This window comes from Streptomyces sp. NPDC002018, assembly GCF_042890865.1.
Classification (GTDB): domain Bacteria; phylum Actinomycetota; class Actinomycetes; order Streptomycetales; family Streptomycetaceae; genus Streptomyces.
Genome location: NZ_JBIASO010000007.1, coordinates 154,913 through 179,159, shown reverse-complemented (window position 1 = coordinate 179,159; position 24,247 = coordinate 154,913). Strand labels below are relative to the sequence as shown.

General features: G+C 70.9%; 15 protein-coding genes and 1 pseudogene. 7 read left to right on the top strand and 9 right to left on the bottom strand.

Features of this window, described 5'->3' with window-relative positions; translation table 11 throughout:
- Nucleotides 1–113 precede the first annotated feature (113 nt).
- From ACFYYH_RS13835 to ACFYYH_RS13825, 3 genes are all read right to left on the bottom strand, one after another.
- Nucleotides 114–3,413, bottom strand: a complete 3,300-nt coding sequence (locus ACFYYH_RS13835; RefSeq protein ID WP_388550002.1) for a PQQ-dependent sugar dehydrogenase — start codon at nt 3,411–3,413, stop codon at nt 114–116.
- A gap of 182 nt (nt 3,414–3,595) precedes the next feature.
- Complete coding sequence (locus tag ACFYYH_RS13830) at nt 3,596–4,564, bottom strand: sugar phosphate isomerase/epimerase family protein (RefSeq protein WP_388550001.1); 969 nt, start codon at nt 4,562–4,564, stop codon at nt 3,596–3,598.
- A gap of 272 nt (nt 4,565–4,836) precedes the next feature.
- Entirely contained in the window at nt 4,837–5,793 is a 957-nt protein-coding gene (locus tag ACFYYH_RS13825) for a hypothetical protein (protein ID WP_388549999.1), read from the bottom strand.
- 676 nt (nt 5,794–6,469) lie between these two features.
- Here ACFYYH_RS13825 and ACFYYH_RS13820 point away from each other — a divergent pair.
- Complete coding sequence (locus tag ACFYYH_RS13820) at nt 6,470–8,062, top strand: hypothetical protein (protein WP_388549998.1); 1,593 nt, start codon at nt 6,470–6,472, stop codon at nt 8,060–8,062.
- 131 nt (nt 8,063–8,193) lie between these two features.
- Here the strand turns inward: ACFYYH_RS13820 and ACFYYH_RS13815 are convergent, their stop codons facing one another.
- Entirely contained in the window at nt 8,194–8,940 is a 747-nt protein-coding gene (locus ACFYYH_RS13815; RefSeq protein ID WP_388549995.1) for a YqjF family protein, read from the bottom strand.
- Between the two features lie 757 nt (nt 8,941–9,697).
- Between ACFYYH_RS13815 and ACFYYH_RS13810 the strand changes: the two genes are divergently transcribed.
- From ACFYYH_RS13810 to ACFYYH_RS13800, 3 genes are all read left to right on the top strand, one after another.
- Complete coding sequence (locus tag ACFYYH_RS13810) at nt 9,698–10,108, top strand: hypothetical protein (RefSeq protein ID WP_388549993.1); 411 nt, start codon at nt 9,698–9,700, stop codon at nt 10,106–10,108.
- A 180-nt stretch (nt 10,109–10,288) separates the two neighbouring features.
- Nucleotides 10,289–11,947, top strand: coding sequence for an FAD-dependent oxidoreductase (locus ACFYYH_RS13805; protein ID WP_388549991.1), 1,659 nt, complete (start codon nt 10,289–10,291; stop codon nt 11,945–11,947).
- A complete protein-coding gene (locus tag ACFYYH_RS13800) occupies nt 11,944–13,461 on the top strand; it encodes an ATP-binding protein (RefSeq protein ID WP_388549988.1) in 1,518 nt (505 codons plus the stop codon). The genes ACFYYH_RS13805 and ACFYYH_RS13800 overlap by 4 nt, the downstream gene beginning before the upstream one ends.
- 141 nt (nt 13,462–13,602) lie before the next feature.
- Here ACFYYH_RS13800 and ACFYYH_RS13795 read toward each other — a convergent pair whose 3' ends face one another.
- Nucleotides 13,603–14,517, bottom strand: coding sequence for an SDR family oxidoreductase (locus ACFYYH_RS13795; RefSeq protein WP_388549986.1), 915 nt, complete (start codon nt 14,515–14,517; stop codon nt 13,603–13,605).
- A gap of 219 nt (nt 14,518–14,736) precedes the next feature.
- On the opposite strand from ACFYYH_RS13795, the gene ACFYYH_RS13790 reads away from it, so the two are divergent.
- The gene (locus ACFYYH_RS13790) at nt 14,737–15,330 is read left to right on the top strand and encodes a GNAT family N-acetyltransferase (protein ID WP_388549983.1); all 594 of its coding nucleotides are present in this window, start codon (nt 14,737–14,739) and stop codon (nt 15,328–15,330) included.
- A 105-nt stretch (nt 15,331–15,435) separates the two neighbouring features.
- Here the strand turns inward: ACFYYH_RS13790 and ACFYYH_RS13785 are convergent, their stop codons facing one another.
- Nucleotides 15,436–16,767, bottom strand: coding sequence for a geranylgeranyl reductase family protein (locus ACFYYH_RS13785; protein WP_388549981.1), 1,332 nt, complete (start codon nt 16,765–16,767; stop codon nt 15,436–15,438).
- A gap of 226 nt (nt 16,768–16,993) precedes the next feature.
- Nucleotides 16,994–17,209 (bottom strand): annotated as a pseudogene (locus tag ACFYYH_RS13780) (SRPBCC domain-containing protein); the annotation flags it as partial.
- A gap of 63 nt (nt 17,210–17,272) precedes the next feature.
- Here ACFYYH_RS13780 and ACFYYH_RS13775 point away from each other — a divergent pair.
- On the top strand, nt 17,273–18,016 hold the full coding sequence (locus tag ACFYYH_RS13775; RefSeq protein WP_388549980.1) for a class I SAM-dependent DNA methyltransferase: 744 nt from the start codon (nt 17,273–17,275) through the stop codon (nt 18,014–18,016).
- Nucleotides 18,017–18,102: 86 nt separating this feature from the next.
- On the opposite strand, the gene ACFYYH_RS13770 is transcribed toward ACFYYH_RS13775, so the two are convergent.
- Nucleotides 18,103–19,107, bottom strand: coding sequence for a D-cysteine desulfhydrase family protein (locus tag ACFYYH_RS13770; RefSeq protein WP_388549978.1), 1,005 nt, complete (start codon nt 19,105–19,107; stop codon nt 18,103–18,105).
- A 528-nt stretch (nt 19,108–19,635) separates the two neighbouring features.
- On the opposite strand from ACFYYH_RS13770, the gene ACFYYH_RS13765 reads away from it, so the two are divergent.
- Entirely contained in the window at nt 19,636–21,312 is a 1,677-nt protein-coding gene (locus ACFYYH_RS13765) for a discoidin domain-containing protein (RefSeq protein WP_388549975.1), read from the top strand.
- Between the two features lie 118 nt (nt 21,313–21,430).
- On the opposite strand, the gene ACFYYH_RS13760 is transcribed toward ACFYYH_RS13765, so the two are convergent.
- A complete protein-coding gene (locus tag ACFYYH_RS13760) occupies nt 21,431–24,157 on the bottom strand; it encodes an ABC transporter substrate-binding protein (protein ID WP_388549972.1) in 2,727 nt (908 codons plus the stop codon).
- Nucleotides 24,158–24,247 lie beyond the last annotated feature (90 nt).

Genomic DNA, 24,247 nt, shown 5'->3' with positions numbered 1-24,247 from the left:
TGTCCAAGCCTTACTGTTCGATCGTATGAAACTTTCGCTCGGCCTGCTAAAAGTTGGCCGAAGCGCTGCCCCGGACATCGGGACAGCGCTTCGGACAGGGCCTCCGGGAGACGTCAGTCGGCCAGCTCTCCCCTCACGGCCCGTGCGTCACGGGCGAGGGCCGCGCCCGCCGCCGCGTCGTTCACCAGCGTGGTGTCTCCGGCCGATACGGCGAACGACTCCAGCACCGCCGCCGCCTGGCTGATCCGCCCGGCCTCGGCGTGCGCCCGTGCCTGGTCGAGCCGGACCGTCAGCCGCTGCCGGCCCTGCTCCGTGAGAAGACCCTCGGCGCGCAGCCGCGGGATCAGCGCGGTGAGATCGGCGAAGGACGTGCTGGTGGTGAAGTGCACGGTCCTCGTGCTGGTGTTGCCCGCCCGGTCCCGGGCCGTGACCTTGAGGTCATGGCCGCCCAGCGGCAGCCGCCAGAGCTGTACGGGCTGACCCGAGGCGACGGCGGTCCCGTCCAGGGTGGCGGTCGCGGTGGCTCCTCCGGACACCGTGTCGGTGGCCGTGATGACCGGCACCGGCTGTTCGGAGTCGCCGTGGCCGCCGTCGGCGTCCAGACCGGTGACCGTCACCGAGGGGCCGGTCCGGTCGATCCGCACGGTGAGGGTGCCGACCTCGGAGACATTGCCGCCGCTGTCGGTGGCCCGGTACGAAACGGTGGTCGTGCCCTCGGCGGAGAGCGTCACGGCGGCGTTGGCCGACAGCCAGGTCGTACCGCCGTTGACCGAGTACTGGCGGCCGCTGACCGTGCCGTTGTCCGTGGCGGTGACGTTCAGCGACACATTGCCGGTGTACCAGCCGTCGCCGCCGTCGGGCCGGGCCGGGCTGAGCGTGGCGGTGGCCTTCGGCGGCGTCTTGTCGGCGACCCCGGGGCCCTGGAAGGCCAGGGAGTCCAGATCGACCCCGCCCGAGGTGGTGACATACAGCCGTCCGCTGCCCGAAGGCGCCTCGGGCAGCGCCGTGGTGACGGTCTGCCAGCCCTCACCGGCCGGCACGGACACGGTCGCGAACGGGGCGGCGGCGGCGGAGTTCCAGCGCAGCGCCAGGGTGCCGGCCCCCGAGGCACGGGTCTTCACCCCGGTGATGCCGGTGAAGGAGACCGGGTCGTAGGAGAGCCAGTCCCCGGCGTCGAAGGAGGTCACCTTGCGCTGACCGGACGCGCCGCTGTCGTCGGTGATCGTGACCCCCTGCGCGGAGTCGTGGTGCTCGGCCTGCATGAGGGCCGGGTTGAGCACCACCTGGGCCTCACCGGTGGCCGGCGGAACACCGCCCGCGCCCTTGTCGGTGTAGGTGACACCGAGCACCCCGAAGACGTTCTCGGTGTCACCGTGCCCGGCGTCGGCCGGTGTCACGACCGCTCCCGAGCAGCCGGTTCCGCTGTTGACCGGGTGGCCGTGCTGGTTGTGCCCGAGCCCGAAGGTCCAGGCCACCTTGGCGCAGTCGGCCTGGTTGCCGTCCTCGACGTCCTCGACCGCGACCCCGTACGGCACGGCGTCGCCCCAGTTGAAGAAGGAGCCGTCGGGCGGCGAGGTGATGGCGACGGCCGGGGCGGTGTTGCCGACCGTGATCTGACGGCTCGACAGCCCCGTTTTGCCCTGGGGGTCGGTGACCTTCAGCCGGGCCTGGAACTGGCCGTTGTCCGGGTAGGTACGGGTGGCCGTGGGGCCGTTGGCGTCGAACGTGCCGTCACCGTCGAGGTCCCACTGATAGGTGAGTTCCCCGTTGTCCGGGTCGCTGGAGGCGGTGGCGTCGAAGGAGACGGACAGCGGTGCCTGGCCGGAGGTACGGTCGGCCTTGATCACCGCGGTGGGCGCCTTGTTGCCCTCGGCGTAGTCGATCCGGTAGAGACCCGCGTCGGGGTTCTGGCGGAAGAATCCGTCGCCGTAGTCCAGCACGTAGAGCGCGCCGTCCGGGCCGAACTCCAGGTCCATCGGGTTGTCCCACGGCGGGATGCCGTTCTCGGACCGCTCGCTGTTGGGGAGTACGTTCTCCAGCTTGGTGACCGGGCCGTCCGGTCCCGCGAGGGTGAGGGCGGCCACGTAGTCCTGCGAGAACTCGCCGAGGAACGCCTTGCCGTCCCAGTACGCGGGGAACTTGCCGGGGGAGGGGTTGTCCGCGTCGTAGTGGTAGACCGGGCCGCCCATCGGGGCCTGGCCGCCGGGTCCGCCGGGGCCGCGGAACGCGGTCAGCTCGGGCCACGGCTGGTCCGTGTCGCGGTCTCCGTACCAGAGCGTGGCCGGGGTGGCCGGGGGCAGTTCCGTCAGACCGGTGTTCCAGCGCGAGTCGTTGACCGGCGCGGCGCAGTCGAAGGCCGGGCCCGGGGTGAGCGTGGCGAAGTCGAAGTCCCGGTAGGGCTTGGTGTTGTCACCCGTGCAGAACGGCCAGCCGCTGTTGAGGGGCTTGGTGGTGGTCTGCCACTCGACATATCCCATGGGACCGCGGTTCGGGTCGGCCGTGCCCGCGTCGGGTCCGTAGTCGCCCCACATCACGGCTCCGGTGGCCTTGTCCACCGACAGCCGGAACGGATTGCGCAGCCCCATCACGAAGATCTCGGGGCGCGCCTTGGCCGTACCGACCGGGAAGAGGTTGCCGTCCGGGACGGTGTAGCTGCCGTCCTCCTCGACATGGATACGGAGGATCTTGCCCCGCAGGTCGTTGGTGTTGCCGGCGCCGCGGCGCTCGTCGAGCCCGGGGTTGTAGGTGGGCGCGTCGTTGATCGGGGTGTAGCCGTTGACATTGGGCCCCGACGCCGGGGTGTTGCCGCCGGTGGCGAGATACAGATTGCCGTCCGCGTCGAAGTCCACGTCTCCGGCGACATGGCAGCACTGGCCGCGGTTGGCCTCGACCCGGATGATCTCCTGGGCGGTCGACAGGTCCAGTTCGTCGCCCGTCCACTTGTAGCGCGTGAGGCTGTCATAGCCCTTCCAACGGTCCCAGTACGAGTCGTTCTCGCCCGCGGGCAGTTGGAGGGGGGCCGAGCCGGCCGGGGTGTTCAGCGGCGGTGAATAGTAGAGATACACCCACCCGTTGGTGGCGAAGTCCGGGTCCAGGGTGACGGTCTGGAGCCCCATCTCCGAGTTCTGGTACACGTTGATGTGATTGACGACCTTGGTCACCCCGCTGCCGGGGTCGGTCAGCCGCAGATCACCGTTGCGCGCGGTGTGCAGCACACGGTTGTCGGGCAGCACGGCCAGGTCGATCGGCTCGCCCGTGTCCTTGGTGAGGGTCACCTTCTCGTAGTTCGCCCAGTCCAGGGCGTGTTCGGTGCCGTCATGGGCCTGGGCGGCGGGCGCGAGGGCCACCATGCCCAGCGCGGGCAGCGCCGCGAGCAGGACGCCTGAGATCAGGCGTCTGAGGGTACGGTGCACGGTGATGCGTCTCCTTGGTCGCTGGCGGTCAGGAGGGTGCGCGACCGGGCCGGCCCGTCGGCCGTACCGTGACAGCGGTACGGGACTCCGGCGGGCCGGGCCGGTGGGGTGCGTGCGGGTGGGGGCTCTCACGCGGAGGCGGTTCGGTCCCGCGGTCCGCCCGTGGTCCGGGCGGCCCGTCCTCAGCCGAGCAGTCCCTTCAGCGCGCCGAAGCTGCGCTCGGCGGCACCGAGGGAACCGGGCGGGTTGGGCTGGGTGTTGGGGGCCGTGTCCTGCTCCCAGATGCCGATGTGGGCGGCGCGGGGGCCGATGTCCCGGATGAACTTCTCGTACGGCAGGTCACCGGCGCCGAACTCGACGATGTCGAAGCCGTCGGCCTTCGACGGGTTGGAGTCGCCGTCCTTCATATGGAACAACGGGTAGCGGTAGGGCTGGTCGCGCACATACGCGGCCGGGTCGAATCCGGGCCAGCGGTACTGGCCGACATAGGCCCAGTAGACGTCCAGCTCCAGATAGACATGGCGGGGATCGGTGTTCCTGAGGAACACGTCGTACAGCCGTACCGAGGGCTGGTCGGTGGCGAAGGCGAACTCGCCCGCGTGGTTGTGCTGGTAGAGCTTGAGGCCCCGGGCGGTCGCCGCGGCGCCCCAGGTGTTGAACTCCTCGGCGGCGGCGAGATAGCCCGCGACCGTGTTCACGTTCGTCGGCGCGTTGGCGGTGCCGATGTGCGGCATGCCGAGGATCTCCGCGGCGTCCAGTTCGGCCTGGAGATTGCCGCGCAGATTGCCGATGCCGACATGGCTGCCGACCGCGCGGAGCCCGTTGTCGTCGAGGAGCCGCCGGATCTCGGGGAGCGTGATCTGCCGGCCCAGGATGGAGGTGTTCTGGGTGTATCCGGCGAACTCGATCTCCCGGTAGCCGATACGGGCCAGCTCCGGCAGGACGACGGCGAAGCCGAGCGCGGTGACCTTGTCGCGGATGCTGTAGAGCTGGATTCCGATGCGGTCCTTGGGGATGGACAGGCCGCTCGTCGCGGCGGAGGCGGTGGCCGCCGTCGCTCCGGTGACCGAGGCGGCGGCGAGTGCCACGGTGGTGCCCACCGTGGCGCGCAGGAAGTCCCTGCGGTCGAAGGACTTGTGCAGATGGCCCATGGCCACTCCTGAGGGAGGAAGTATGCGGTGAGGAAGGTCGGGGGCACCGCGCCGTGCTGCCGCGGTGCGGGGTGTCGCGCTGGTGTGATGCGGCGCCAGTGACGCCCGGCCTGTGACGCCCGGCCTGTGATGCCGGGCCTGTGGCGCCCGGCCTGTGATGCCGCGCCTGTGATGCCGCTCCGCCCCGGGTGTCGCGCCGCCGTCGCGCACCGGTCCCGGCCGACGGGCAGGGGCCGGAAGGGGCTTCGGCGGTGCGGGGCGGCCGCGGTGTGTTACAGGCGGGTGGCGCCCGCGGTCCGGGCGGCGGCACGGGCCTCGGCGGCGCGCTCGGCGGCCTTCTCGGCCAGATCGCTCCCGCGGTCCCGCGGTGCCGCCTTGGCGGAGCGCGCGGCGGCGGCCGACGCGGCCGCGGCGGTCTCCCCGGTTATGCCACCGCGGACCCGGGCCAGCTCGCCGACCTGGAGGACGGGGGAGTTGCCGGTGGCCGTGAGCTTGCCCCGCACGATCGCGTTGTCGAGCACGGCGTTCGCGGTGTTGTCGGTGACCGTGAGGTCCTCGTCGAGGTACGTGGCCCCGGCGCAGGATCCGAGCAGCCCCGCGCCACCGAGCTGGAGCGTGTCGGAGTTGCCCTTGTACACGGCGTCGCCGTACACCTCGGTGGCGCACAGGACGCCGCCCAGCGTGTTCCCGTTCACGGTGAGCGTTCCGTCGACCGTGCTGTCGTAGACGTCCGTGTACTGGTTGCCGTCACCGGTGAGGCTGCCGTCCACGGTGCTGCCGGAGACGTACAACTCGCCCGCCTGGGCTCTGACGTTCCCGTCGAGAGTCGAGTCGACGGCGTACAGGAAGCCCTGGTCGGTGGTGATCGCGCCCTTGACGGTGCTGTCCTGGAGGTGTGCGCCGAAGGCCGCCCGCGCGGTCACGGCGCCCTTCACCGAGGTGTCGGTGAGGTCCACATAGGCGTTCGCACCCACCGTGACCGCCCCGTTGAAGGTGGCGCCCGAGGCGACCAGATCGGCCCCGGCCTCCACCGTCACGGTGCCCTTGACCTTGGTGCCGGTCAGCGTGCACGACGCGCCGGCCGGTACGACCAGGTCGCCGCCGACGGTGACCGCCCCGCCGTCGCCCACACAGGTGGTGTAGAGCGCCGCCTGCGCGGGGCCGGCGAACGCCACCAGACCTCCGGAGGCCACCAACGAGGCCGTGGCGATGAACGTGCGGATCTTCATATCGCTTCCCTTCTCCTGCGGTCACGACCGCGCGGGTTGCGCGGCCGGATACCCCGTGTGACGACGTCCGTCGGCGTGAGCCGAGGGGGGCTGCAACAGTGCGTGCGCGTACGGCCGTCGCGACGGCCGACACACGGCGCCTAGGGACGGGCGGCGGCCCGACCGTGGGGGGAGACGTACAAAGACAGGTGTGGTGCGAGGCGTTCGCGTGAACGCCCGGTGGTCGTGGTGCGGTTGAGCGGTAGTGGTGTTACCGCGACGAAACACGTGCCTGGTCGGGCGAGACATTAGGGCGGCGTATGGGGACTGTCCAGAGGTTCGGATGAAATCTCCGGAACTTTCTCATGATCCGTCAAAAGATAGAGCGCGCAGGTGAAAAGCTGGTCGGCGGCTCGCCGGAGCGTGCACCGGGGGGCCGGGCTGCGGTGAACGGCGCGGACCGGGGCGTTTCTGGGCTGTTCCCGGTGCTCGACACGGAGCCGAGGGCCCGGGGCACATGAGCGGAGGCGGCTTGGGCCCGGAAGTGGGTCTGCGGACCCTGCCGTTGGGCCCGAGTTCATTCTTACGCTGCGTTCCGTTCGGGGGAACGGTTGCGGCGTGGGGTGAGGAGTGAAGGGTGAGGGGCGCCAGAGGTCTCCCGGCTTGGCATGCGCATGGCGATAAAGGCCAGGGCGGGGTGGAGTATGTCGCGATGATCGGGGTCGTCGCCCTGATCGTGGCGGCGATCGTCGGGCTGACGGTGCCCGACGACGAGGCGGTCGGGCTCAAGAACGCCGTGTGCAGAATCATTCATGCCGCCGACGGCGGGTCGGGGTGTGCCTCGGGTGAGGACGGCGGCGGGGGCGGTGGCGGAGGCGGCGGGGGAGGCGGAGGTGACGGTGAGGATCCCGTCGTACCTCCCGACGACCCCTTCCAGCCCGCGAAGTGTCTGCTGTCGCAGGACCAGACCAAGGACACCGTCGTCATCCAGATCCTCTTCATCAAGATCAGCGGCTCGGAGTATGTGAAGCTCCAGCAGTGGTCCGACGGCACGGTCACCCTGGAACGGGTGACCGAAAGCGGAGCCGGTGTCACGGCGAGCATCTCCGCCGGGATCCCCGGACTGAAGGACTGGGGCGGCAGCGCCTCGCTGAGCGGCAGCTATATGGCGAGCAGCGGCAGCGGCGGACAGTGGTTGTTCAACGGGAACAAGAGCGACAATCCTCAGGCGGACCTGGAGGCCAACCTGGAGGACGCCAAGCAGTTCACCGAGTTCCTCAAGGCCCAGGACAAGTGCAACAGCCGTCCCGCGGGCCCCCGTTCGTCCGAACTCGGGATGATCTGCGGCTACCACGCCGACAAGAAGAAGCCCGACATCCCGCCGGAGCGGGCGCCGGACGTCGACATCACCAAGACGACCACCGAGGTGTCCGGCGGGGTGAGTTTCGGCAAGTCGTTCACGAAGGGCAGCGGGAAGGGCGGCGAGGACGGCAAGCCCAAGGAACTCGGCAACATCTCCGGTGAGGGCCTCTCCGGCTCGATGACCGAGGACGTGGTGGTCCTGCGGACCAAGACCGGGCCGGACGCGGGCAAGGTCACCTTCGTCTACACCTTCTCCGTCAGCGGCAAGGCCGGTGAGGTGGGCCAGGTCACCGGCACCCGGATGCAGCAGGTGGCCGTCACCTACGACGCGGCCATGTACGACGAGGAGGAGAAGAACGGCCAGCCGCACCGCCCCCAGAAGATGGTGATCACCACCAGCGAGGAGGCCGGCGAGGGCCCCGGCATCAATGTCGGCGCGGGCGCCAACGCGGGCCCCGTGACGATCGACGTCGGCGGGGGCGGCGGGGAGATCGAGTCCCAGATCCACACCGAGTCCGCCGAACTCGTCCTCGACAACGACGCCGACAGCACCCTCGTCGAGGACTGGCTGCGCGGACGCGGCGACTTCCCCGCCAGTGACGCCCTGCCCTCACCCTCCGACGCGGCCGAGGCACCCGGCGCCGACGCCGGACCCCTGGAACGCCTCCTGCACGACAAGGGCAAACTCTCCCGCCTCGACTACAAGGCCAACACCGACTGGTGGAACGCCTCCCTCGGCATCGGCTTCGGCATCTCCGCGGGACAGGTCACCGTCGGCTTCAAGCTCTTCGGCATCGACATCACCCACGAACACAAGGAACAGACCATCACCGGCAATCCGACCTACGCGACCGGTCCCCAGAGCGGCGGCACACGTCCCTGGGTCGAGTGGAAGAAGTGCACCCAGACCACCCCCATCACCACATGAGGCCCTGACACCCCGACAGTTCCTCTCCGGTGCCTCCTCTCCCTCGACTCCCCCGACGCGGGTGCGCGGCGGGCAACAGGCCCGCCACGTACCCGCGCCGCGCGTCCCGTACCCGCGCCGCGCGGCCGGTCTCAGCCGGCCGGCCGCGCACCGCCACGAGCGGGCCGGCCGAAGCGGACGGGGACGCCGGGCGAGTAGAGCACGCTCACCGGATCTCCGGCCGGCGCGGGCAGCCCCCCGGCCGTCAGCAGGTCCTCGGCACACTCCAGCAACTCGGCGCGGTACAACGGCCAGCGTGGGTGGGTGTTCGGCAGATACACCGTCCGGCCGAGCACGGTGGTGTGCATCCCCCAGCGGGCGGTCACGAAATGTTCCAGGGCGCTGGGCTCCGCGACCGGCTCGCCCACGCGGACCAGGATTCTGCTGTGCGCCCCACGCGGTCCGGGCCATCGCCGCCGCCCGGTGTATGTCAGGGTGTCACCGGCCCGGTCGACGGTCATCCGGGACCAGACGTACGGCAGCCGGAAGACCGTCCGGCCCACCGCCACCGGGATGAGCCGGGAGGCGTCGAGCGAACGGAACACCACACCGCGGCGCCCCTGTGAGTCGACCGAGTAGAGGCGGACATTGGTCTCGGGGAAGCTCCCGAGGTAGGGGACACCGGGCAGCCGCAGCCATCCGACGCGGTGCATCCGGAAGGCCACCAGCCCGACGTATGCCGTTCCGTCGAGCGTGTCGGGGACCGTTCCGGCGGGCAGGAGCGGAGCCACGTCCGAGGGATCGGCGGCCCAGTGGAGAAAGGCGAGGTCCAGCCATGACTGGGTGAGCAGCGGGCGGGGCTCGTCCCGGGGCGGGTCGGGTGTCACGGGCTCCGGCATCGAGGAAGGAGACGGCACCCCGCCAGCATCCCAGAGAGCGCCCCCCCACGCCCCGCCCCCCACGCCCCGCCCCTACGGCCCCGCCGCCCCCACGCCCCGCTCCCGCGTCCCGGCGCCAAGCCCGCCGGGCCCGCCGGGCCGCCGTCCGGGTCGGCCTCCGTCCGCGCCGGGTCATTCCCCGTGTCGTGCCCGTCGCGTCGCCGGTCGCTCGCCCGGTGCGTGTGGGCGACCCCCGCGAGCCGGGCACACCCTGCCCCACGGCGTCTTCGACGGAGCCGGTGTTCCGGCCGGCCTCCTCGGCCTCGACACGGGCGTACGACGGGTCGCGCGGCCCGCTGTCACGCGGCCCGCTGTCCCGCGCGTCCGGCTCCTCGCCGCTCCACGCCACGTCATGTCCGGAGTCGCTCTGCGCATGATGACCATCCCGTCCTCGTTCGGTCGTGCAGGGGTTGCCCCTGCGACACCGGAAGCCTTCTGGCACATCAGTCGAGGAGAAAGACCGATCGGCTGTCCCGGACAGGCACACGCCGCTGACCTGCGTGTTCAGCGGTGTCCCGGACAGGGCCGTCATACCGTCCGGCCCGGACGCAGCCGAAACCGTCCTCGACCGGCGAGCCGACGGGCTCGACGAGGAAACGCCAGGCGGGCTCGTGCTCCGCACGGGTGTACGCCGACAAAGGCGTATATCCCGTGAACACCACGGCAACTGTTGCCTCGCCGGGCCGAGTTGACCGGACCGGCGCTTTACCGTTCTCCCATGACGGAATCCGGGGCAGAGAAGGAACCGGTGCGCCTGAGGCCGTGGTATCTGTTCGTCCGCGTGACCCTGTTCGAGCTCGTCGGTCTCCTCATCTGGGGAGCGCTGACTCTGGTGACGCTGCAGTTCGGCTCCTCTGTGAGCCTGGAACTCGCGGCCGGGACGGCGGGCATGTTCGCCGCCGACACGGTGGTCGACCACTACCGCGCCAAGCCGCCGCGCAGGCGCGCCGCTGCCGCCGCGGCGCTGCTCACCTGGGCGGGGACGACGGTTCTGGCCGACCTGGTAGCCGGCCGGTTCCTCCCGGAGACCCTTCCCGACAGCCTGGGGTTCTTCGTCGGCTACCTCGTCGGGCTCCCCTGCGGTGCGGTCGTCTTCGCCCGGGTGGTCAACCGCGCGAGCGCCGTCTGACCGCCCGCCCCGCCCGGTGCCGTTCGGCGGACAGTCACCCTTCCTCACCGACCGCTCACCGACCGCTCGCCGGGTGACGCCGGTGCTTCCCCGCGCCCCTCACCGCAGGCAGACGGGCACCCGGCGCTCGTACACTGGGTGTTTCCGGGGGTTCTCTCGTCCTCCGACGATGGTGGTGACATGGCGAACCCGACGATCCTGACCGTCGACGACGATCCGGCTGTCTCCAGGGCCGTGGCCCGCGACATCCGGCGCCGGTACGGCGACCGGTACCGCGTCGTGCGCGCCGTCTCCGGAGCGGAGGCGCTGGAGGCGCTGAACGAGATCAAGCTGCGCGGCGAGCGGCTCGCGGTCATGCTCGCCGACTACCGGATGCCCTCGATGAACGGCATCGAGTTCCTCGAAGCGGCGATGGACGTCTTCCCGCTCGCCCGCCGGGTGCTGCTGACGGCGTACGCGGACACCGGCGCCGCGATCGACGCGATCAATGTCGTCGATCTCGACCACTATCTCCTCAAACCGTGGAACCCGCCGGAGGAGCATCTCTACCCGGTGATCGACACCCTGCTGGACGCCTGGGCCGCCACCCCCGACCCGGCCTCGACCGAGACCCGGGTGGTGGGTCACCGCTGGTCCGCCCCCTCCTTCGCCGTACGGGACTTCCTCGCGCGCAATCTGGTGCCGTACCGGTGGCTCCAGGCCGACGAACCCGAGGGCGCCCGGCTGCTGGCCGCCGCCGGAGTCACGGCGGCCGAGGTGCCCCTGGTGGTCACGTCCGACGGCACATCCCTGGTGGCGCCCGCCGAGGGAGAACTCGCCGCGTATGTCGGGCTGAGCACCACACCCACCTCCGACTTCTACGACCTCGTGGTGGTCGGCGGCGGCCCCGCCGGGCTCGGAGCCGCCGTGTACGGCGCGTCCGAGGGGCTGCGTACGGTGCTGGTGGAGCGCGAGGCCACCGGCGGGCAGGCGGGGCAGAGCAGCCGGATCGACAACTATCTGGGATTCCCCGACGGCGTCTCCGGTTCGCAGCTCACCGGCCGGGCCCGCCGCCAGGCCCTGAAGTTCGGGGCCGAGATCCTCAGCACCCGGGAGGTCGTCGCCCTGGAGGCGGCCGGATCGGGCAGGGTGCTGCGGTTCGGCGAGGGGGCCGCGATCACCGCCCATACGGTGGTGCTGGCCACGGGGGTCTCGTACCGACTGCTGGAGGCACCCGGCCTGGAGGAGTTCATGGGCGCCGGGGTGTTCTACGGGTCCGCCGTCACGGAGGCGCCCACCTGCGCGGGCGACGAGGTCTACATGGTGGGCGGCGCCAACTCCGCCGGTCAGGCGGCCGTCCACTTCTCCCGCTTCGCCAAGCGGGTGCACATGCTGATCAGGGGCGCCGATCTGGTCCGGTCGATGTCCTCCTACCTGCTGGAGCAGATCAGCGCCATCGACAACATCGTGGTGCACCCGTGGACCGAGGTGGCCGGCGGGAAGGGCGACGGGCATCTGGAGCAGTTGACGCTGCGGGACGTCCGCTCGGGCGCGGTGGACACGGTCGACACCTCCTGGCTGTTCGTCTTCATCGGCGCGGAGCCGCGTACGGACTGGCTGGACGGTGTGGTCGCGCGCGACGAGCGGGGGTTCGTGCTCACCGGCCCCGACCTGATCGCCGACGGGCAGCGCCGGGCCGACTGGTCCCTGCCACGGGATCCCTACCACCTGGAGTCCAGCGTCCCCGGGGTCTTCGCGGCCGGCGATGTCCGTGCCGCCTCCCTCAAGCGGGTCGCCTCGGCCGTCGGTGACGGCGCGATGGCCATCTCGCTGGTCCACCGTTACCTGGAGGCGCAATGACCTCTTCGGCTCCCTCGGCTTCCGACCGGTTGACGCCCGAGCAGGTGCGCACACTGTTCCTCTTCGAGGCACTGGACGACCGGCAGCTCGCGTGGCTGGCGGAACGCGGCAGGGTGGAGACGCGCGAGGGGGGCAGCGCCGTCTACAACGAGGGCGAACCGGCCACCTGCTTCTTCGTGCTGCTCAGTGGTGCGGTGACACTCAGCCGACGGCTGCACGGGGACGACATCGAGGTCTCCAGGACCGACCGGCGGGGCGTCTACGGCGGGGCGACCCAGGCGTATCTGGGCGATCGTGTGGACCAGGCCTATCCGAACACCCTGCGGGCCGTCAGTGACGCGGAGTTCTTCGTGCTGCCGGCCGACGAGTTCGCCCACGCGGTGCGCACCTGGTTCCCGATGGCCCTCCATCTGCTGGAGGGGCTGTTCTTCGGTACGCGCGCCGCGGAGACGGTCATGGGCGAGCGGGAGCGGCTGGTCGCGCTCGGCGCGCTGTCCGCGGGTCTGACCCATGAGCTGAACAACCCGGCCGCGGCGGCGGTGAGGGCCACCGAGGCGCTGCGTGAGCGGGTGACCGGGATGCGGCACAAGCTCGCGCTGATCGCCGACGGACGGCTGGACGGCACGCGGCTGCGCGGTCTGGTGGAACTCCAGGACGCGGCGGTCAAGCAGGCCGCCGCGGCGTCCGAGCTGTCGGCGCTGGACGCCGCCGACGCCGAGGACGAGCTCGGCGACTGGCTGGAGGAGCACGGGGTGGCGAGTCCCTGGGATCTCGCCCCGGTCCTGGTGTCGGGAGGGGTGGGTGTGCCGTGGCTGTCCATGGTCGCCGAGGCGGTCGGCGACGAGCATCTGGACTCGGCGGTGCGCTGGCTCGCGTACACCATCGACACCGAGCTCCTGATGGGGGAGATCGACGACGCCGTGACCCGGGTCTCCGACCTGGTCGGGGCGGCCAAGCAGTACTCCCAGCTCGACCGGGCGCCCCACCGGACAGTGGATGTGCACACGCTGCTCGACGCCACCCTGACCATGCTGAAGGGGAAGATCCCCGCCGGTATCCGGGTGGTCAGGCAGTACGACCACGAGCTGCCGTCGATCCCGGCGTTCAGCGCCGAGCTGAACCAGGTGTGGACGAATCTGATCGACAACGCGGTCGACGCCATGGGGGACAAGGGCACCCTCACCCTGAGCACCCGCCGGGAGGGCGATCAGTTGCTCGTGGAGGTGGCCGACACCGGGACCGGGATCTCCCCCGAGGTCCGGCCCCGGATCTTCGAGCCCTTCTTCACCACCAAGTCGGTGGGTGACGGTACCGGCCTCGGCCTGGACATCTCGTACCGCATCGTCGTCAACAAGCACCACGGCGACATCAGAGTGGTCTCCCGGCCGGGCGACACCCGGTTCCGGATACTGCTGCCGATCGCGCAGGCGCCTTCCCCGGACCTCACGGACCCCTCGGGCCCTGCGGACTCCTCGCACTCCGCCGACCTGTCGGATCTCTCGTCGGAGGAGTGAGGCGTCGTGACAGGTGGTGGGGGCCGTCGTGACGCGTGACCGGGGCCGTCGTGACGCGTGACGGGGGCCGTGGTGAGACATGACGGTGACGCGGAGCCCCGCGCGGGCGGGCCCCGCGCGGGGCTCCGCGTCACCGGTCCGTCAGCGGTATCCGGTCGCGTCCGCGGGCCCGCCCGCGTCCTGGACCTCGACCAGATAGCGCCAGGCGTCCGGCCGGCTGCCGTCGAGGTCGGTGAAGCCGTAGACCTGGGCGAGCCCGCCGCTGGAGAGCGAGGTGCCGTTCCAGCGTGCGACCTCGGGGTCGGCGGCCAGGGCCGCGACGGCCCGCCCGACGTAGAACGGGGTCTCGGAGATGGCGAAATGGGGCTGGTCCCCGAGCGCGTCGCGCCAGTTCTCCTCCGTCACACCGAAGTTCTCCAGCATGATCTCCGAGCGCAGCCAGCCGGGTGTGAGCGCCACCGCGGTGGCGCCGCGCGGCCCCAGCTCATGGCCCAGGGAGAAGGCCATACGGAGCACGGCGGTCTTGGCGAGGTCGTAGAAGAACGAGACCCGGTAGGTGTCCCGGTTGTAGTCGGCCGTTCCGTCGGTCATCTCGACCACCAGCCCGCCCGGCGTGCGCAGCAGCAGCGGGAGGGCGTGATGGCTCGTGATCGCGTGGGTGTCCACCGCGAGCCGGAGCAGCCGCAGACCTTTGTCGAGGTCGTGCTCCCAGACGGTGGCGTCCCATCCGAAGAGCAGTTCACCGCCCCAGATGTCGTTGACCAGGATGTCCAGCCGGCCCTGCTCGGCCTCCATCCGCTCCACGAGCGCACGCACCTGCGAGGGGTCCAGATGGTCGGTCGGCACCGCGATGCCGAGGCCGCCCGCCGCGGTGACCAGATCGGCGGTGTCCTCGATGGTCTCGGGGCGGTCGTACTCCGAGCGCCGCTCGCGTGTGCTGCGGCCGGTCACATAGACGGTGGCCCCGGCCGCCCCGAGTTCCACCGCGATTCCCCGGCCCGCCCCGCGCGTTGCCCCCGCGACCAGCGCGACCTTGCCTTCAAGTGGTGCTGACATGCCCGTCCTTCCGTGTCTTCCCGCTCTTCAAGCCCTGCTCCGGCCCCGACTGTTCCCGACCGGCCGCTGGACGATGCTGACACCGAAATCCGACATCCTCTGTCGTGTTTTCCGTCGGCGTCCGGCTCCGGCAGGCGGGCAGGAGTGCGCGCGAACCGGCCACCGGGACGCGAGGAAAACGGCTCGTCACCGGGGGTGCTGGGCCCCTAGCATCCGTCCGTGACCGAGAACACGACGGACGAGACGGCGGCGCGGACGGACCGGGAACGGTGCTGGCGGGGGAGGGGAGTCGGGTTCACCCCGCTTGAGGCCGATGACGCCGAGGCACTGCACCGATGGCGTTCCGACCCGGTGGCCGCGCACGAGGTCGGCCTCTGGCCCCGGCCGCTCTCCGCGCTCCGCGAGCGCGTCGAGCGGGACATCGACGACCAGAACCGTGACGACTTCCTCGTTCTGCTCCCCGACGGCACACCGGTCGGCCATGTCGCCCTGCTCGACGAGGACATGGTGGACGGTACGGCGCAGGCCTACCTCATGCTGGATCCGGACCACCGAGGCCAGGGGTACGGCACGGACGCGCTCGACGCGCTGGCCGATCTGGCGTTCGGTGAACTGCCGGTGCACCGCCTGGAAGCGATCACCCACACGGACAACACGGCCGCGCTCGCCGTCCTGAGGAAAACGGGGTTCGTCCCGGAGGGCGTCCGCCGCTCGGCGTGTCTGCACCGGGGACGCCGCTACGACCTCGCCCTCCTGTCCCTGCTGCGCGCCGAGTGGGAGGCGCTGCCACGCCCCCGGTCCTGGGACCTCTGACCGGGGGACCCGCGGCCGGTTCCGCTCGGCGTCCCCTGCCGTCCTCCAGGCATCCCTCTTCCAGGGAGCAGTGGGCCGCCATGGACGGGGTGCTGAGCGGAGGCCTCAGCGGCGCCGCACCTGAGGTGCCGGCACCAGGCGTACGACGGTGTTGAGCACATGGTCGATCGCGTCCCGTGAGGGCTGGTCGGTGAGGTTGGAGAGCAGCCGGGCCAGCATCCTGAGCAGGAACGGCGAGCCCATGACATACCGGTTGAGGACCGGCTGGAAGCCCGACCGGCTGAAGACGAGGTCGGCGGCGGCGTTGCCGAGACGGTAGTAGCGGCCCCAGCGGCGGTTCATCTCCACCGGGTAGTTGTGCAGCGCGCGCTCCCGCCTCGGGCCCTGGGGGAGGGCCAGCGCGAGCGCGGCGTTCTCGGCGGCGACCTCACCGGCCTCCATGGCCTGGGCGATGCCCTCGCCGTTCCAGGGGCTGATCATGCCTCCCGAGTCGCCGACCAGAAGCAGGCCCCGGGTGTACAGGGGGTGGCGGTTGAAGCCCAGGGGCAGAGCCGCGCTCCGTACGGGGCCCTCGGCGTTCTCCTCCCGCAGTCCCCACCCGTGGGGGGTACGGGCCAGCCACTGGTCCAGAGCGGCCCGCAGATCCGCCGTGCCGTACCGCCGGTGCGGCAGTGCGCCGAGACCCACATTGACCCGGCCGTCGCCCATCGGGAAGATCCAGCCGTACCCGGGCAGATAGCGGTCGCTCCCGGGGAAGCGGAGATCGGCCCACAGCTCCAGATACTCCTCCTCGGAGCGCTCGGGGCTGTGGTAGTAGCGCCGGGCGGCGGTCGCGATCTGACGGTTCCTGTCCCGCTCCAGACCGAGGGCGAGCGCGAGACGGGCGGAGGCACCGTCGGCGGCGATGACGATCGGCGCGCGGTACACCGCCGGTTCCTGTCCTTCGGTCACCGCGCCGACACCCGTGACACGTCCGGCGCGATCGGTCTCCGGGCGGGTCACCTTCACCCCGTCGCGCAGCCGCGCTCCGGCCGCGACCGCGTGACGGGCCAGGATGTCGTCGAAATCGTGCCGGCTGCGCGAGAGGCCGAAATCCGGGTAGCGCCCCAGACCGGGCCAGTCGATATGGACACGGTGATCCCCGGCCACCCACCGCATACCGCGTGAACGCATCCATCCCGGGGCCTTGATGTCGACGCCCATCCGGATGAGCTGGTACACCGCTCGCGGGGTGAGGCCGTCTCCGCACACCTTCTCCCGGGGGAAGCGGGACTTCTCCATCAGCAGTACATCGACGCCCGCCTGTGCCAGATGAAAGGCGGCGGACGAGCCCGCCGGCCCCGCCCCCACCACGATCACGTCGGCCTCTTCCGTCGAGGCCGGGGGACGGCCGGACCGTTCGTCCGGCGAGGACCGGTCTGATGTCGTTTCCCTCATCAGGAACTCCCTTCCTGGGACGGCCGACGCGCACCGAAGACACAGCCCCGCACGTCATCATCGGACAGGAGGGGCCGGCGGGGAACCACGCACAGTGATCAACGGGCCCCGGCCGCGGGTGTGTTCCGGCCTCGGCGCCGGACCGGACGGCCCTTCGCCGGACGGGACGATCCCGTACCGGGACGACCGGGACGACCGGGACGACCCCTTACCGGGACGGCTGGTCCGTGTCGGTACGCGCGGCGGACTTGCCGGTGCCGTCCGCCGTGTCGTAGCTGAGCGAGACACGGAACCGTCCGCCTTCGCGCGCGTCGAACTCGTGCACATGGCCGCTCATGCCGTTCGGAACGCGCCATTTCCGGATCGCGTCCGCGTCGAGAAGGGCGCGGTAGACAGCGGCGCGTGGGGCACGCAGGTGCCGGGAGACCTGAGTCGCGTACATGAAGTCAACGTAGCGCGGAAAATTGCGGGTTATGCGGGTCCCCTGTGCAGTACGGTCCCGGCCATGGACGATGACGACGGCTACTTCGACGAACGGGTCGCGGCGACATACGACGCATCGACAGGAGGCCCGTTCGAACCGAGCGCCGTGGAGGCGGCGGTCGACGTCCTGGCCGGGCTCGCGCGGGACGGCCGGGCGCTCGAACTGGCCGTCGGGACGGGACGTGTCGCACTCCCGTTGGCACGCCGCGGGGTCCCGGTCCACGGCATCGACATGTCACGGGCGATGGTCGCGCGGCTGCGCGCCAAACCGGGCGGCGACGAGATCGGTGTGACCATCGGAGACTTCGCGACGACGAGGGTGGACGGAGCGTTCTCCGTCGCGTATCTGGTCTTCAACACGATCATGAATCTGACGACCCAGGCGGCGCAGGTGGAGTGCTTCCGCAATGCCGCGGCTCACCTCGAACCCGGCGGGAGCTTTGTCATCGAGGTCATGATTCCCGAACTGCGGAAGCTTCCGGTCGGCCAGAACGTCGTACCGTTCCATGTGAGTTCCACACGGTGGGCGTTCGACGTCTACCAGGATGTCGCCAGCCAGGCCATGAGCTCGAACTATGTCGATGTGGTCGACGGCCGCGGCGAGTACCGGTCGGTCCCCTTCCGGTATGTCTGGCCCGCCGAGCTCGATCTGATGGCCCAGCTCGCCGGACTGCGGCTGCGTGAGCGGTGGGACGGATGGACGCGGGAGCCCTTCACCATCGAGAGCCGCCAGCATGTGTCGGTCTGGGAGAAACCCGCCGACTGAGGTGCGGTCCCTCTCCCTCCCCCGGCGGTGGTGTCCGGGGCACCGGGCCCCGGACACCACCGATGGCACTCGGCCACCGATGGCACTCAGCGCGGCGCGCGCGGCGCCGTATCCGCCTCGGCGCGTGCGAGTGCCGCCCCATGACCGAAGAATCCGGGCAGCCCTCCGGTGTGCAGAAACACGGTACGTGTGCCGGGAACGATGTCACCGGCCTCGACCGCCGCCATGAGTCCCGCCATCGCGCGGCCGGTGTAGACCGGGTCCAGGACGATGCCCTCCGTCCGGGCCGTACGGGTCAGCGCCTCCATGACCGGTTCGGTCAGGGCGCCGTAACCGGCGCCGACCTGATCGAGCGCGATCCTGAGTTCTCCGGGATCACCGTGTGTACCGGTCACCCCGCCGGCCAGCGCGGACACCGTAGCGGCGGGCTCCCGTACGGCACCGCAGTGGACGCCCAGCACCCGCTCGCCGCCCAGCGCGGCGACCAGGCCGGCCATCGTTCCCCCGGAGCCGAGCGCCACCACGACGGTGTGCAGATCCGGGGCCTGGGCCAGAAGCTCGTGGCCGCACTCGACATAACCCCGGGCCCCGAGCACGCTCGAACCGCCGAACGGGATCAGCGCCGGGACCGCCCCCTGCCCACGGAGCCGCTCGGCCTCCTCCTCGGCTCGTGACCGCAGTTCCCGGTCGTCGGCCTCGCCCGCCCATACGATCGTGGCGCCGAGGAGCCCGTCCAGCGCGAGATTGCCCGACGCCGACGCACCCGGTGATCCGGCCAGGACGAGGACGACCTCCATTCCCAGCCGTGCGCCGGCGGCCGCCGTCAGGCGGGCGTGGTTGCTCTGGGGGGCGCCGGTGGTGACCAGCACGGTGGCGCCCTGTTCCACCGCCGCGCCACAGGTCCACTCGAGCTTGCGCACCTTGTTCCCGCCGCCGCCCAGCCCCATGAGGTCGTCACGCTTGACCCACAGATCGTCCGCGCCGAGACCCAGGGAACGGGCCAGCCGCGGCATGGGCTCAAGGGGAGTGGGCCAGGTCCCCAGCATCACGCGCCGCGCGCTCCCGCCGTTCTCAGCCGCGCTCGCCTTCATCCCGCGCACCGTCCGTTCCGCCTCTGTTCCGCTTCCGCTCCGCCGAGCCGTTCCGAAGATCAGCCTGGCACATCCGATCTCCGGCGGGTCCGGCCACCCGCGACCACCGACGCGTCGGCCGTCACGGGACAGCGGATCAGGCCGGGGAGGAGGCTGGCGAGGCCGAGTGCGGCCGGGGCGGTTCCCAGCCAGGGCGGTGCGCGCAGGCCGTGGGTGTCGATGGCCGGGCCGCCGAGGGAGGATCCGACCGAGCGATGCACTACGGGCGGTGAGTGGGTGTGCCCGCGTCATCGGAGGCCCGCTGGCCATCCCTCCCGGTAATTTCGCTCGGCTCATCAAATCATGACGGCGATCAGTCAAGAATTTTCAGTCCTTCGTCTTGCCCGTGGCCTGCCGCGTCCCTACGTTGTGTGGGGCCGCACCGTGCCCCGGGGCGCGGACACACCTGTCGCACCCCCCACCACGATCCGGAGAGAAGCACCGACCTTTCCCGCACGTCCGTACGCAGAGCCGAATGCGAGGAATTCCGTGGCTGTTTCCAGACGAGCCGTCATCACGTCCGCAGTGGCCGGTGCCGGAGCGGCTGTGGGCCTGGCGGGCCAGGCCCAGAGCGCACAGGCGGCCTCCCCGCCCGGAGATGTCGTCGGCAAGATCACCGTCGGGTACCAGGGCTGGTTCGCCTGTTCGGGGGACGGCGCGCCCATCAACGGCTGGTGGCACTGGTCGCAGAACTGGGGCCAGTCACCCTCCCCCAGCAACACCGCGATCGTGAGCTGGCCCGACGTACGTGACTACACGAACACCTACCGCACCGCCTACCCGGCGCTGGGCAGCGGACAGCCGGCCACCCTGTTCTCGTCCTACGACCAGCAGACCGTCGACACCCACTTCTCCTGGATGCAGCGGTACGGCATCGACACCGCCGCCCTCCAGCGCTTCAACCCCAACGGCGGCGAGGGCGCGACCCGCGACGCCATGGCGGCGAAGGTGCGGAGCGCCGCCGAGAAGTACGGGCGGAAGTTCTACATCATGTACGACGCCACCGCCTGGACGAATATGCAGCCGGAGATGAAGGCCGACTGGATCAACAAGATGAGGGTGTACACGGATTCCCCCGCCTACGCCCGGCAGAACGGCAAACCGGTGGTCGGCATCTGGGGCTTCGGCTTCAACGAGCCCAACAAGACATGGTCGGCCGCGGTCTGTCTCGATGTCGTCAACTGGTTCAAGGCGCAGGGCTGTTATGTGATGGGCGGGGTGCCCACACACTGGCGCAGCGGCAACGAGGACTCACGAGCCGGATACCTCGACGTCTACCACGCCTTCGACATGCTCTCGCCGTGGATGGTCGGCCGGATCGGGAACATCGCGGGCGCCGACAACTTCTACGCCAATGTCAACTCGCCCGACCAGGCACACTGTGACGCCCACGGGATCGACTACCAGCCCTGCGTCCTGCCCGGAGATCTCCAGTCGGGGCACCGCGCGCACGGCGACTTCATGTGGCGGCAGTTCTACAACATGTGCCGGCTCGGTGTCGCGGGGATCTACATCTCCATGTTCGACGAGTTCAACGAGGGCAATCAGATCGCGAAGACCGCCGAGAACTCCCTCCAGATACCGGCGGGTTCCGGTATCCGGGCCCTCGACGAGGACGGTACGGCCTGCTCCGCGGACTACTATCTGCGGCTCACCGGCGACGGCGGCCGGATGCTGAAGGGCCAGCTCGCGCTGACCCCCGTCCGCCCCACCCCCACCGGAGGCGGCACCACCCCGCCCCCCACCGGGGACCTCGCGCTCCGCAAGGCGACGAGTGCGAGCAGCCAGACACAGAACTACGGCGCCGGCAACGCCGTCGACGGTGACAGCAACAGCTACTGGGAGAGCGCCAACAACGCCTTCCCGCAGTGGATCCAGGTCGACCTCGGCTCCGCCCAGCCGGTGAAACGGCTGGTGCTGTCGCTGCCGCCGAACCCCGCCTGGGCCACCCGCACCCAGACGGTGTCCGTCCTCGGCTCGACGGACGGGGCGGGCTTCGCCACCCTGAGTGCCTCGGCCCCCCGTGTCTTCGACCCGGCGAGCGGCAACTCCGCGACGGTCGCTCTCACCTCCGCCGTATCGGCACGGTACGTACGGATCCAGTTCACCGCGAACACCGGCTGGCCGGCGGGCCAGCTCTCCGGACTGAGCGTCTACGCGGAGTGAGACGACGTCGGCGGAGGTCATGAGGGCGTACCACCGACGCTCCGCACCCCGTACCCACGCCCCACGCCCGGCCGGCCGGACACCGACAGGTCCGGCCGGGCGGGCGCCCCCGCGCCGGTCAACGGGCGCACGGCGCGCCCGTCTTCAGACTCGTCTCCCCCTGCCGGTAGGCACCGCACACCACCACGGCCAGCGGGCCCTCGGCCGACTGGCGCAGCAGGACCAGGGTCTTGTCCACGGGCAGGGTGTTACTGCCCTGGTCGTACGAGACGTACCCGGTGGCCCCGTCGAAGGTGACGCCGCCGCCGAGCGCGATGAGGACGGACTCGCGCTCCACGGCGTCGTCGCGCAGCCCGGCCCGGTACACCGCCTGGGACAGCACATGGAACGCGTCGTACGACACGGCCGAGTGCCCGTCCTGGCGCCAGGGGTCCTCGACGGCGCTCCCCACGAACGCGTCGTACGCCTCCACGAACTGGCGGGTCTTGTCGCTGGCCCGCGGGTCCGTGACGGGAAGGCGGTGCGCGCTGTAGTAGAGCCGCAGCCAGGTCTTCCTGTCGAACGCGCCCGTCAGCGCGACATTCGTCAGCTCGTTGCCGCCGAGCACGGTCAGGTCGTCATGGATACAGGTCCCCTGGTTGTCCATGGCGTTGATGAACGCGCTGAAGTCGGCGGCCCGTGCCGACCAGTACACGACGGAGTCGGGCTCCGCCGTGAGCTCCTTGCAGAGCTGCGAGGCCAGTTCGGTGGCGCTCGGCACGCTCAGGGCGCCGGGAGGCGCGTTGCCGAAGTCGCCGTCCTGGTTGAAGTTGATCACCCGGACCGTTCCGGTGAACTCCCTGCGGAACTTGTCCGCGAGACTCCGGCTGTAGAGGTCCGCCGAACTCTCGATCACGATGGCCTGCCGCGCCGGGCTGCATCCGCCGCCGTCACGCCGCGCCACGATGTCGTACCCGCTCGCGAAGTCGGCCGCGATCCGGGCCTCGGTGCTGTTGGGCGGTGTGAACGGCCAGTAGCTGAGGCCCGCCTCGCCGTCCAGCATCTCGTCGGCGGTCGCGGTGGTGCCGACCACGGGAATCTTCTCCTTGCCGAGGATCTGGAGGGCCGCCCTGGTCTCGTCCCGGCTCTGGGCGAACCCGAGGACGCCGACCACCTTCTCGTACTCCTCGCCCTCCTGCTCACGGGCCATGTCCGCGACCAGTCTCCTGGCCGCCCCCTCGGCGTCCACGAAGCCCTTGCCCGTGGTGCGCACATCCACACGGAGCGGCACACTCGCCCGGTCGGCGACCGCGTCGTCATTGAGCTTGCGCTGCCACAGGGCGATACCGCGCAGCTCCGGGATCGTCCCGTCGAACAGCGTCTCCGTCTCGGAGACCGGCCGGCTCGACCCGAAGTGCACCACCGTACGTACGGTCCGTCCCTCGGCGGCGAGCCGTTCCGCCCGCTCGTTCTGCCACTGGATCTCTTCGAACGCCGCGTCGTACCAGCCCTTGGGATCCACCTGGACCGGCTCGGCCCGGGTGGTGGCGACGGTGTCGTCGCCCCCGACACAGGCGTGGTCGTCCTGGGGCAGCAGCATCGGCCCCAGCAGCACGGCCGCTCCCGCCACCGCCAGCGCCGCCGCTCCCGCGACGAGCGAGGTGGCCGTCCGCCAGTCGGTGCGGAACCGGCGGGGTTCCACCTGACGGACGGGCAGCCCCGGCCTGGCGAGGGCCACCTCGCCGAGGGTCACCAGGACCGGTGTGCCGTCCCGCTGGCCGAGGTGCACGCCCGCCTGGGAGAAGTTGCTCTCCGCCGGGTCGCCCAGATCGGCCAGCAGACTCCCGGAGGGCCGGCCCACCGCGACGACGAGCGGTCCGGGCGGCGGCGCGGTGACGCGCGCCCGGTGGTAGGCGCGCAGAAAACGCTCGGCCGCGCGCGCTCCCTCCGTCCCGGGCGGCGGCAGTTCCACCAGCAGCACCGGCCGCGCCGTCCTGCGCCGCCGCCTGGGCAGGATCCGGCCGACGGGCGGCACCCGCAGATCTTCGAGGAGAGCCCGCACCAGGAGCTGGTCGAGTTCCTGCAACGCCGCTTCGTGGCGCGCGTCGTCCGGGGGATGGGCCAGCCGGACGGCCTGCACGGCCGCCACATGATCCATCACCCGGAAGAGCTTGGTGCCGCCCGCGGCGACGGGCTCCGCGGCGAGCCAGCGCCGCATCACCCTGCGCGACATCCAACGGGCCCAGTACCACCGGGGCAGCGTCTGGGTGAACGACAGCCACCCCACACGCAGGAGCCAGTCCTGGATCCCGCCCCCGCCCTGGGGCGGCTCCTGTCCCGCCGGTCCTCGCAGAAAACCCATCATGCCACCGCGCTCGCCCCGCATCGCGGCGGCGTGGTCGCGCAGCTCCCTGGCCCGGGAGCCGGGCCAGCGCTCCGGGTGCTCCACGATGTAGGTGACGAGGTCCCGCACCAGATGGAAGTGCGGGAACCGGTCGGGGGTCATACGCGCGGGCGGCGCTTCCTGCAACGCCAGACCCGCGATCCCGGACAGGAGCGTGGAGTCCTGTCCGGCGGCGAGATGCGCGTACGGCACGAGCTTGCCGCGCTCGTCCAGAGGCGCGCGCAGCGCCTCCACCACGCGGTGCACACCCTGCTCGTACGCCGGGCCGTCCCCCGGTATCCGCAGGATGAACAGCGGCGGCCTGGTCATCAGATTGTCCCGGTTGGCGGGGGCGACCGCCGTCGGGAACTCCCGTACGAAGACATCCGCCCTGTCGTCGTCGGGGAACCCGGCGGGACCGCCGGCACCACCCGGTCCGCCGTATCCGCCGAATCCGCCATATCCGCCGTGAGGAACGGCCATGGGACAACCCCCGTTGCCAACGCGCCGCGACAGAAGCGACGTTGAAAGACTACTCGGCGTCCCCGCCCCCTCACAGGGGATGGTGGAAAG

Coding starts and splice junctions, on each gene's coding strand:
- ACFYYH_RS13830 (WP_388550001.1), bottom strand. CDS start 4,564: ATGGGCCATCTGCACAAGTCCTTCGACCGCAGGGACTTCCTGCGCGCC.
- ACFYYH_RS13825 (WP_388549999.1), bottom strand. CDS start 5,793: ATGAAGATCCGCACGTTCATCGCCACGGCCTCGTTGGTGGCCTCCGGA.
- ACFYYH_RS13815 (WP_388549995.1), bottom strand. CDS start 8,940: ATGCCGGAGCCCGTGACACCCGACCCGCCCCGGGACGAGCCCCGCCCG.
- ACFYYH_RS13810 (WP_388549993.1), top strand. CDS start 9,698: ATGACGGAATCCGGGGCAGAGAAGGAACCGGTGCGCCTGAGGCCGTGG.
- ACFYYH_RS13805 (WP_388549991.1), top strand. CDS start 10,289: ATGGCGAACCCGACGATCCTGACCGTCGACGACGATCCGGCTGTCTCC.
- ACFYYH_RS13800 (WP_388549988.1), top strand. CDS start 11,944: ATGACCTCTTCGGCTCCCTCGGCTTCCGACCGGTTGACGCCCGAGCAG.
- ACFYYH_RS13795 (WP_388549986.1), bottom strand. CDS start 14,517: ATGTCAGCACCACTTGAAGGCAAGGTCGCGCTGGTCGCGGGGGCAACG.
- ACFYYH_RS13785 (WP_388549981.1), bottom strand. CDS start 16,767: ATGAGGGAAACGACATCAGACCGGTCCTCGCCGGACGAACGGTCCGGC.
- ACFYYH_RS13775 (WP_388549980.1), top strand. CDS start 17,273: ATGGACGATGACGACGGCTACTTCGACGAACGGGTCGCGGCGACATAC.
- ACFYYH_RS13770 (WP_388549978.1), bottom strand. CDS start 19,107: ATGAAGGCGAGCGCGGCTGAGAACGGCGGGAGCGCGCGGCGCGTGATG.
- ACFYYH_RS13760 (WP_388549972.1), bottom strand. CDS start 24,157: ATGGCCGTTCCTCACGGCGGATATGGCGGATTCGGCGGATACGGCGGA.